Annotated in this window: 8 protein-coding genes and 1 tRNA gene; all 9 read right to left on the reverse strand. The window is 65.7% G+C overall.

Annotated elements, in window-relative coordinates:
• Positions 1–562: 562 nt before the first annotated feature.
• Positions 563–644 (reverse strand) — tRNA-Leu (locus VMJ70_13220).
• 253 nt (positions 645–897) lie between these two features.
• Positions 898–2,160, reverse strand: a complete 1,263-nt coding sequence (locus VMJ70_13225) for a hypothetical protein (GenBank protein HTO92087.1) — start codon at positions 2,158–2,160, stop codon at positions 898–900.
• Entirely contained in the window at positions 2,157–2,717 is a 561-nt protein-coding gene (locus VMJ70_13230; protein ID HTO92088.1) for a cytochrome c, read from the reverse strand. Before VMJ70_13230 ends, VMJ70_13225 begins: the two co-directional genes overlap by 4 nt.
• Positions 2,710–3,255 carry a DUF3341 domain-containing protein gene (locus tag VMJ70_13235; protein ID HTO92089.1) on the reverse strand — a complete coding sequence of 182 codons (546 nt, stop codon included), beginning with the start codon at positions 3,253–3,255 and terminating at the stop codon, positions 2,710–2,712. Before VMJ70_13235 ends, VMJ70_13230 begins: the two co-directional genes overlap by 8 nt.
• Entirely contained in the window at positions 3,252–4,601 is a 1,350-nt protein-coding gene (gene nrfD / locus VMJ70_13240) for an NrfD/PsrC family molybdoenzyme membrane anchor subunit (protein HTO92090.1), read from the reverse strand. Before nrfD ends, VMJ70_13235 begins: the two co-directional genes overlap by 4 nt.
• 10 nt (positions 4,602–4,611) lie before the next feature.
• Complete coding sequence (locus VMJ70_13245; protein ID HTO92091.1) at positions 4,612–7,680, reverse strand: molybdopterin-dependent oxidoreductase; 3,069 nt, start codon at positions 7,678–7,680, stop codon at positions 4,612–4,614.
• A gap of 22 nt (positions 7,681–7,702) precedes the next feature.
• A complete protein-coding gene (locus VMJ70_13250; GenBank protein ID HTO92092.1) occupies positions 7,703–8,236 on the reverse strand; it encodes a cytochrome c3 family protein in 534 nt (177 codons plus the stop codon).
• A 140-nt stretch (positions 8,237–8,376) separates the two neighbouring features.
• On the reverse strand, positions 8,377–9,105 hold the full coding sequence (locus VMJ70_13255; protein HTO92093.1) for a hypothetical protein: 729 nt from the start codon (positions 9,103–9,105) through the stop codon (positions 8,377–8,379).
• A gap of 2 nt (positions 9,106–9,107) precedes the next feature.
• The coding region (locus tag VMJ70_13260; GenBank protein ID HTO92094.1) for a hypothetical protein at positions 9,108–9,560 on the reverse strand (453 nt) is incomplete at its 5' end.

A 9,560-nucleotide genomic window follows, 5' to 3' on the forward strand; every position in this document is an offset into this window, starting at 1 on the left:
TTTCTAGTGACCCGCTCACCTCAGAATTCTTGTCAGACCTGCCGGACTTGCTCAGCCGTTACGTTGACCAAGCAGCGGTATCAGCTGGCACGGCGCCCTCGGTAGACTCGATCCTAGGCCGACTAACCGAGTCGCTTCGGACTAGTCTTGCGGTGTCAGAGATTACTCCGCCGAAGACAATCGCCGTCGAGCCTAGGGAGCTTTCGGGAGCCCTGCTTCAGGAGGTGTTCTTAACGCTGAGCAGGGCGATGAACCTTCGGCCAGATGACTTTGTCCCTTTGCAGCGAAAGGGCTCTCAGGGTCAAGGACGGAAGTTTGATGGGCCAACCCCGAGCGGAAGTCAGCGATTCCCTGAGTCAAGAATTTGGCAGCTCGCTCACTGCTAGAGAATCCCCGCCGTCCCTGGGGTCACGATCCGGTTCAGGTCGTGGCCCCAACATCTTGCTCTAGCCCCCAAGACGATTCGCTCAGAATTGCCCAACTAGCACAGTTCTGACACAATTCTGTGCCTTCGCCCGCTCCTCGCCCACCCGCTGCCTCGCTAACACATTGCCATTCCTCATGCCGGGAGCAGGACTCGAACCTGCACGGGGTCACCCCCAGCGGATTTTAAGTCCGCTGCGTCTACCTTCCGCCATCCCGGCACTTCGGCCAACTGGTTCCGGAACCAGTTCCTTCATCCGTTACTTGAAGCAACGCGCCCCGGGCCAGTGATTATTCCAGCACGCGGACCTCTGGTTGCGGCCACGCGTCCCGTCTCTCTTCCCACTGTCCTTAAGGACAGTTCGCCTCGCGTCGCCATGGTCCCTGCGGACAGTTCCCTCCCGCAATAAGTGAGAACGCCCGGGCCTCACTTCGAGAGCCCGGGCGTCGCAGGCGAAAGAGTCGGTTCGCCCGCTAGTGTCCAGGCCCCGCCGAGGGCGCTAACGCGTCCACCACGCGCACCGCCGGATAGCGCGTGAGGAATCCCTGCACCGCCCAGCCGAACACGCCGAGGAAGCCGATCGTCACGCCGATCTCGGGCAGCCCCACCCACACCTTGGCGGGATTGACCGACGGCATCACCAGCACGTGCCGCTCGAGCCACACGCCCGACAGCACCAGGGTCGAGAACAGGCTCATCCAGAACGGGCTCGACTTGGTGGTCTTGTTCATCAGCCCCAGGAACGGAATCAGGAAGATCATGTAGAAGCAGGCGAACGCCAGCGGCCGCCACGGATTCTCGAAGCGGATGAATACCCACCAGGTCTCTTCCGGCATGTTCGCGTACCAGATCGGCAAGTACTGCGACCAGAACAGGTAGATCCAGAAGATGCAGAAACTGAAGATCACCTTGCCGATGTCCCAGAAGTGATTGGGCGTGATGTAGGCCTCGAGCTGGTAGCGCGAGCGCACCTGGGTCGCGATCAGCGCCACCATGCACATGCCGGCGAGGAACGCGCCGGCGTACACGAACCAGCCGAACAACTGGCTGGTCCAACTCGGCGTCAGGCACATGATGAAGTCCCAGCCCATCACGCTCATGAACACCACGAAGGTCAACACGATCTGCGGCGACAGATGCGCGGTCTCGTGCATGAAGCGCTCGTCTTCGGCCTCGTCGCCCTTCCAGTCGGCCGAGAGCTTCTCGTACTCGCCGCGCAGCTCGGGGGCCACGTGCGGCAGCAGCAGCTTGGCGTCGCGGCGCAGCGAGACGCGCACCAGCTTGCTGGCCAGGAACCAGAACAGCGCGATCCCGCCCACGGTGCGAATCCACAGGAAGGGAACGTTCAGGAACGGCCGCTGCCACGGATACATGCCCACGCCGCGCGTCCACGGCAGGTAGGTCCACACGCCGGCGGCGAGCAGGATCACCATGAAGCCGAGGCCGAACGGGATGTACGAAGTCAACGACTCGCCGATACGCTGAATGGGTCCGCCCCAGCGGCCGTTGCAGAGCCGGATCGCCGCCGACAGCACCACGCCGCCCATGGCCAGGCCGAGCCAGTAGATGGTGTTGATGGCGTAGCTGCTCCAGGCGCGCCGCGGCTCGCTCATCAGCAGGAACGCGAACGCCGCCGCGCCGATCAGCATGCACGCGATCCAGATCTGTCGCCGGCGCGCATTGGGACGCACCGGGAGCTTGGACGCCAGATCCTTGAGGATCGCCTCGTGGCTCATCGCGGGCTGGTCTTCTGCATGTGGCGGATGAAGTTCACCACGTCCCAGGCTTCCTGCGGCGTCACCTGCGCGCCGTACGACGGCATCACCACGCCGCCGTGACGCATGTACGAGAAGATGTAGCCGTCCTTCCTCTCGCGCGTGGGCTGGGCCAGCAGATCGGGCGGCGGCATGAACAGCGCCGCCACCGGGCCGTTGCCGGCGAGCGTCGGTCCGTGGCACGGAATGCAGGTCTTCATGAACTTGCGCTGGCCCCGCGCGATCGACGAATCGTCGGCGGCCTGCGGGTTCACCAGCGTCTCGCCGAGCCTGGTCGCGAGCTCGATCCCTTCGAGGCCGTGGGTGATGTCCTTGCCCTGAATCGGCACGCTGGTCGAATCGGGCGGGCGCATCTCGCCGTGCTGCGGCACGAACGCGACGGTGCGGCGCATGTCGCGGTACGGGTAGTACTGGAGATGCGTCACCGACAGGAACGCGTCGTTCAGGCCCTGGCGCACCGAGCCGAGCGAGAACAGCACCAGGATCAGGCCCACGAACGCGGCGAGCGCCTTAAGCATGGACCTGCACCTCTTCGGCGTTCTGGCCGCCCAGCATCTTCTCGACGCGCTTCACCGCTTCACCCTCGCACGGCACCCAGATGCCGATCCGATCCTCACTGAAACGCGGGTCGTAGGGCGCCGCCTGCTTCACCTCGGGCAGCCGCGACAGCGACAGCATGCCGAGCAGATTGGTGAGCCCGGCGAGCAGGATCATCGATTCGTAGCTGATGATCATGAACGGCGGTAGCGAGGTGAGCTCCTTCCCTCCCACCACCAGCGGATAAGCGATGCAGGTGTAGATGCAGAGCGAGAGCCCGGCCGTGAAACCGAGCACCCCGCCCACGAACGTCACCCAGCGCACGATCGACGTGCCCTGCTCGAGCGCGCGCTCGATCTCGTGGTAGGGAATCGGCGAGAACACGCGCAGATCCGCGTGCCCCGAGGCGCGCAGCGTGCGCACCGCTCCCGCGGCGTCGTCCACGTAGTAATAGATGCCCATCACGCCCTTGAACTTGGGCGGCGGCGGCATCAGCAGCTTCTGGAGGGCGCCGATCATCCGTGAGCACCCCGGCGCGGCACCGGCAGCGTTTCCTTGATCTCGGCGATCGAGAACGCCGGCAGCACGCGGATGAACACCAGGAAGAACATGAAGAACCAGGCGAACGAGCCGACGATCAGGCAGATCTCGGTGAACGAGATCTTGTAGTACACCCAGGTGGCGGGCTCGAACGAGCGCGCCAGCGACGTGACGATAATCACGAAGCGCTCGAACCACATGCCAACGTTGACCAGGATCGCCAGGCAGAACAGGAACACCATGTTTCGCCGCGCCTTCTTGAACCACAGAGAGAGCGGGAAGATCACGTTGCAGCTGAACATGATCCAGAAGCACCACCAGTAGTGGCCGGTCGCCCGGAACCAGAAGAGATCGCGCTCGAACTTGTTGGTGCCGTACCAGGCCATGAAGAACTCGCTCAGGTACGAATAGCCGACCATCGTCGAAGTCAGCAACACCAGCTTGGAAAGCTTCTCCATGTGATCGAGCGTCACGATGTGCTCGAGCTTGTAAGCCTTGCGGATCACGATCAGCAGGTTGATCACCAGCGCCACGCCCGAGAAGATCGCGCCGGCCACGAAGTAGGGCGCGAAGATCGTCGAGTGCCAGCCGGGCAGCATCGCCATCGCGAAGTCCCACGACACCACGCTGTGCACCGAGAACACCAGCGGGGTCGCCATCGCGGCGAAGAACAGGTAGGCGCCGTAGTAGTGCTTCCACTGGTAGTTGGCGCCGCTCCAGCCGAACGAGGCCAGGTGCAGCACGGTGCGCAGGATCGGATTCTTGGTGCGATCGCGCAGCGCCGCGATGTCGGGAATCAGCCCCACCAGGAAGAAGATGCTCGACACGGTCAGGTAGGTGTTGACCGCAAACACGTCCCACTCGAGCGGCGAGCGCACGTTGGTCCAGATGTTGCGCTGGGTCGGATACGGGAACAGCCAGTAATCGAACCACGGGCGACCGGTGTGCACGGCCGGGAACATCGCGGCGGTGAGCACCCCGAACACCGTCATCGCCTCGGCCACGCGATAGACCGCGCGCCGGAAGTGGGAGCGGAACAGGTACAGCACCGCCGACACCAGCGTGCCGCAGTGCGCGATGCCGACCCAGAACACGAAGTTGGTGATGTCCACCGCCCACATCACCGGCCGCATGAATCCCGAGACGCCCCAGCCGAAGAAGATCAGATTGCGCACCGCGATCAGCGCCACCGACAGGATCGCCAGGTCGAGCAGGAACACCGACCACCAGATCTTGCCGGGACGGCTCACCATCTTGAGCACGTCGGCGTTGAGCTGCTTGTGCGAGATCTGCGGGACTTCGGGGTTGGCGGCGTGCGCGCTCACGCGATCACCCTCACGATTCCCACGTGACCTTCTTCAGATAGGTCACGTTGGGCTTGGTGTTGAGCTCGTTCAGCACCCAGTAGCGTCGCGGGTCGCCACGCGAGAGCTTCGAGACCTTCGAATTCGGATCCATCAGATCGCCGAACACGATCGCCTGGGTGGGGCACGACTGCGCGCAGGCGGTGGTGAACTCGCCGTCGTGCAGCTCGCGGTTTTCGTCCTTGGCCTTGCCCTTGCCCTCGAGGATGCGCTGAATGCACATGGTGCACTTCTCCATCACGCCCTTGGAGCGCACCGTGACGTCGGGATTGAGCTGCCAGTTGAGCGGCTCGGGGAAGGCGAAGGTCGGCTTGTCGGGCGTCGTGTAGCTGAACCAGTTGAACGCGCGCACCTTGTAGGGGCAGTTGTTCGAGCAGTAGCGGGTACCCACGCAGCGATTGTAGACCTGGCCGTTGAGCCCTTCGGGCGTGTGATAAGTGGCGTACACGGGGCAGACGATTTCGCACGGCGCGTCGTTGCAGTGCTGGCACATCATCGGCACGTGGCGCACGTCGACCTTCGCGTCGGAGCCGCCGACTTTTTCCTCGAAGCGGTCGATGCGGATCCAGAACATGTCGCGGCCGCGGCGTTGCAGCTCGGGCCCCACGGTCGGCACGTTGTTCTCGGCCGAGCACGACACCATGCACGCGCTGCAGCCCGTGCACGAGTTGAGGTCGATCGACATCGCCCAGTGATGCTTGGCATTCTTGTAGCTGCCGACGTCCACCGGCATCGCGCGCGGATGGCGCGCGGGCTCTTCGCTCTGGAACGCGGTGATCGCGTGCGCAGGAATGAAGGTCGTCGAAGCCCCGGCGCGCGGCTCGGTGTCGCGCCCGGGGAGCTCGGCCATCGGATTCTCTTCGCGACGCTCGGCTCCCGGCTCCTTCGCCATCGCCGCGGCCCCGCCCAGCAGCGCGGCGACCGGAATCACCTGCGCGATGCCGCGGCCTTCTTGACCCTTGTGCGGCTGGGTCACCGACAGCACCGGCGCGTGCGTGCCGCGGCTCACCTGGGCCTTCGCGCTCACGTAGGCGAGCGCGCCCGAGGCGCCATCCTGCGCCGGCGACAGCAGCGCGAGCGCGTTGACGCCGACGCCCTTCGCGAAGCGACCGTACGACGTGTGCCCGTTGCCGAGCGGTATCGCGGCGACGTCGGGCCGCACGCCGGCCCATACGTAGGCCGGGACTTCGACGCTGCCGGCCTCGGTCTGCACCTTGACCGCGTCGCCGTTCTTGACGCCGATCTTCGCGGCGGTGTCGGGATGCAGCTCCACCCACGTGCCCCAGGTCGCCTTGGTCGTGGGATCCGGCAGCTCCTGAAGCCACGCCTTGTTCGCGCCACGGCCGTCGTAGAGGTTGGGCGAAGCGAACAGCACCAGCGAGAGGCTGCCGCTGCCCTTGAGCTCGGGCGCGGCGAACGCCGGCGCTCCGGCCCAGCGAACCGAGGTCGGCGGCGCGTCCTCGAACTGCCCGCCCTTCGCGAGCAGATCGGTCCAGGCGGTCTCGAAATCTCCCGACAGCCGCGACTTCCAGCGTGCCTTGAGAGTGTCGCCGTAGGCGTCGGGCCAGGCGGCACCCACCCCCGCCGCCTTGCCGAGCGCGATCATCACGTCGCCCGATGGTCGCGCGTCGAACATCGGCAGCGGCTTCAACGCCGGCTGCACCATCGAGTGGACACCTTTCGCCGGCTCGGCGTCGTCGAGGGTCTCGAGCGCGTGCGTGGTCGGCAGCAGCAGATCGCAGGCCTCGGCAGTCTCGTCGAGCACGCTCGACAGCGAAATCTTGAAGCCGACCTTGTCGAGTGCCGCGTTGAGCCCCGCCCAGCCCGGCGCGCTGTAGGCGGGATTGGCGCGGTTCACCACCAGAACCTCGACCCTGCCCTCGCTCATGTCGCCGATCAGCTTCTGCAGATCGGCGAACGAGCCGAGTCCGTCCAAGTTGAGGGTGCGATCGAAGCGGACGGTCTTGCCGAGATTGCCGGCGACGTAGTTGAGCAGGTTGACCGCCGCGGCCAGCGCCACCGACTGCTCGTTCTGGGCGGCGATGCCGCCGGTCACGGCCAGGCTGGGAGCAGCCTTGGCGAAGTGGCGCGCCATCTCCTGCACGCGATCGGCGGGTACGTCGATCTGCGTCTCGACTGCCTCGGGCGTGAAGGGTGAGACCGCGTCGAACAGCGAGCCGCGCTCGGCAAGCGTCGGCCCCAGGCCCTCGCTCAGGATCACGCGCGCCATGCCGAGCGCCAGCGCCATCTCCCCGCCCGGACGCACCGCAATCCATTCGTCGGCGTTGGAGCCGGTGAGCGACAGGCGCGGCTCGACCGACACGAAGTGCGCGGGCGAAGTGCCGGCGCGCGCCGCCGCGAAGCCGCGCGCGTTGCCCGGCACGTCGAGCCAGGTCTCAAGGAAATCGGCGCCGAAGCTGACGATCATCTTCGCGGCGCCGAAGTCGAAGTTGGGGATGGTCGCCTGGCCGAAGGTGCGGCGATTGGCTTCGCGCAGCGATTCTTGCGCGAACGCCTCGTAGGCGAGGTGACTGGCGCCCACCGCCTTCTTCCAGTCGTCGATGAACGCCGCCATGGTACCGGTGACGTGGTCGGTCAACAGCGCCACGCCATGATGCGCGACCCGAGCCGCCGACAGCTTATCGCCGGCGAGCTTCAGGGCGTCATCCCAGGAGATCGGCTGCCAGGCGCCACCTTTCTTCACCATCGGCTGGCGGACGCGATCCGGATCGTAGAGGCCCTGCAGTGCGCCGTGCGCGCGCGAGCACAGCCCGCCGCGGTTCATCGGGTGCGCGGGATTGCCTTCGACCTTGATGGCGCGACCCTCGCGCGCCTTGACCAGGATGCCGCAGCCGACCGGGCACTCGCGGCAGGTGCTCGCATACCAGTAGGGGATGCCGACCAGGATGTCGGTGGGCGGCACCAGGTACGGAATCAGCTTCTCGGCCGGTGGCTCGGCGCAGCCCGACGCCGCGGCGGCGACGCCGAGGCCGACCAGCTTCAGGAAGTCGCGGCGCGGGAAGACGATGGATTCGCTCATGAGATCGGTGGGCTCAGTGGGCTCAGTGGTGGCAGGCGATGCAGTCGAGGGTGGCGGGGTGGACGGCATCGTTCTCGTGCTGGCGGTGGCAGCCCACGCACCAGCCCATCTTCATCGGAGCGTAGGCGTACATGACCGGCATTTGCTGCACCGGGCCGTGGCAATCGGTGCACTGAATTCCGGCCTTCACGTGACGAACGTGATTGAACTTCACGTGCGAGGGCAGCTTGTACACCTCGACCCAGGGAATCTGCTCGCCGCGCTCCCAGTAGCCGGTGAGCTTCACGATCTCGGGGCGATCGGCGACCGCGATCTTGTGGCAACCCATGCAGGTGCCGACCGGCGGCAGGTTGGCGATCGGGGATTTCTCGGCGCCGTAGTGGCAGTACAGGCAATTCATGCCGAGCTTGCCGGCATGGATCTGGTGGCTGTAGTTGATCGGCTGCTTCGGGCCCTGCGGCGTTCCGGGAAACAGCGAGAACGACTTCTGCGCGAACGACGCAACCCCGGAAGTGAGCGTCAGCATTGCGAAAGCGAGAACGAGCGCACGAGTCATGGCAGTCGGGCGCGGAAGCTACGTTCCCGTTCCGGGACTGTCAACTCAAACCGAGGGTTACGCGGAAAAAAGACTCGGCCCCGGGCTCTCGCGAGCCCGAGGCCGCCGGGGGATCTGGACAGGAAGGATGCGGCCGGCGCTCAGGCGGCCCGGCGTTCTCGCTCTTCCGGCGTCTTCGCGACGCTCGAATCCCCCATCAATCGTCGATATCCATCGCAGGCCAGCACCAGCGGCAGCGCCACGAACAGGGTTCCGACCATGCCGATGCTGGAGTAGTGGGTGGCGAGCAGCACGCCCAGCGAGAAGCCCGCGCCGCTCGCCAGCAGGTCGTAGCTGCTTCCGAAATTCTTGCGCCACGATTCGCGGGGCGAGATCGACTCGGCCACCGCCACCACGATCGTCACCGCGCCGCGGTTCACCACGTAGTAGGCGGCCGCGGCGGCCAGGAACGGCAGCAGGTTGAGGCCCGAAACCAGGTCGATCAGCGGCCGGCCGCCGCTCAGCGAAGTGAACAACGCGCTGCCGGCAGCCACCGCCAGCGTGGTCTGCGCGGCGTTGAAGATCGCGCGCACCGGAGGCTTGCGCATGAAGGTCACTTCGGCGATCACGGTCGAAACCATGGTCACCGCCATCGCCGAGGACTGCGGGAGCACCAGCAGCGCCGCGAAGTTGAAGCACGACGCCATGCTGATGGTGGCCGAGCCGACCGGCAGGCGAACCCACAGCAGTTCGCCGGCGACGCAGGCCGCCAGCCAGAACGCCAGCTCGCGAGTCGGGTGAGGCCAGCCGTTGAGCGCGAACAGGAGCGCGGCCGCGCTCACGATCGCGCCCACCCACGCGCCGAGCAGGATTCGAGGGGTTCGTGCCACCGCTACCAGCCCGCCTTCCCCAACAGCTCCGAGTCGACCTTGTACTTCGAGAAATGCTGGAGCTGGGCTGAAATGGTCTTCGCGTTGCTGTCGATGGTGCTGGGAATCGCGACCCAGTCGTTATTGGCCGGGTCCCACCAGTAGACCGACAGCACTCGAAGATCCGGCGCGCTCGAGACGTCGAACTGCAGCGTCACCGGCGAATTGAAATGGTTGAGGTACGCGGGATTGAGCTCGAACTGGCACTCCTGCTTGCTCGCGTCCAGCATCGTCATCGTCAGTGTGGCGTCGCCGCTGATCGCGTTGGCGGGAATGCGCAGCGTCACGCCCCACAGGTCGAGCTCGCCGCCGTCCTTGCCCTTGATCGGTACCAGCTCGCCGACGCCCAGGCTGTCGAGCACCGTGCCGATCGGATAGAGCACGGGAAGCTGCGGCAGCAGATCGTCCTCGCCGTG

The sequence above is a fragment of the Candidatus Sulfotelmatobacter sp. genome (assembly GCA_035498555.1).
Lineage (GTDB): Bacteria > Eisenbacteria > RBG-16-71-46 > RBG-16-71-46 > RBG-16-71-46 > DATKAB01.

Excerpts from the sequence above, each read along its gene's own strand:
- VMJ70_13225 (HTO92087.1), bottom strand. The coding sequence starts at position 2,160 with ATGAGCCACGAGGCGATCCTCAAGGATCTGGCGTCCAAGCTCCCGGTG.
- VMJ70_13230 (HTO92088.1), bottom strand. The coding sequence starts at position 2,717 with ATGCTTAAGGCGCTCGCCGCGTTCGTGGGCCTGATCCTGGTGCTGTTC.
- VMJ70_13235 (HTO92089.1), bottom strand. The coding sequence starts at position 3,255 with ATGATCGGCGCCCTCCAGAAGCTGCTGATGCCGCCGCCGCCCAAGTTC.
- VMJ70_13245 (HTO92091.1), bottom strand. The coding sequence starts at position 7,680 with ATGAGCGAATCCATCGTCTTCCCGCGCCGCGACTTCCTGAAGCTGGTC.
- VMJ70_13250 (HTO92092.1), bottom strand. The coding sequence starts at position 8,236 with ATGACTCGTGCGCTCGTTCTCGCTTTCGCAATGCTGACGCTCACTTCC.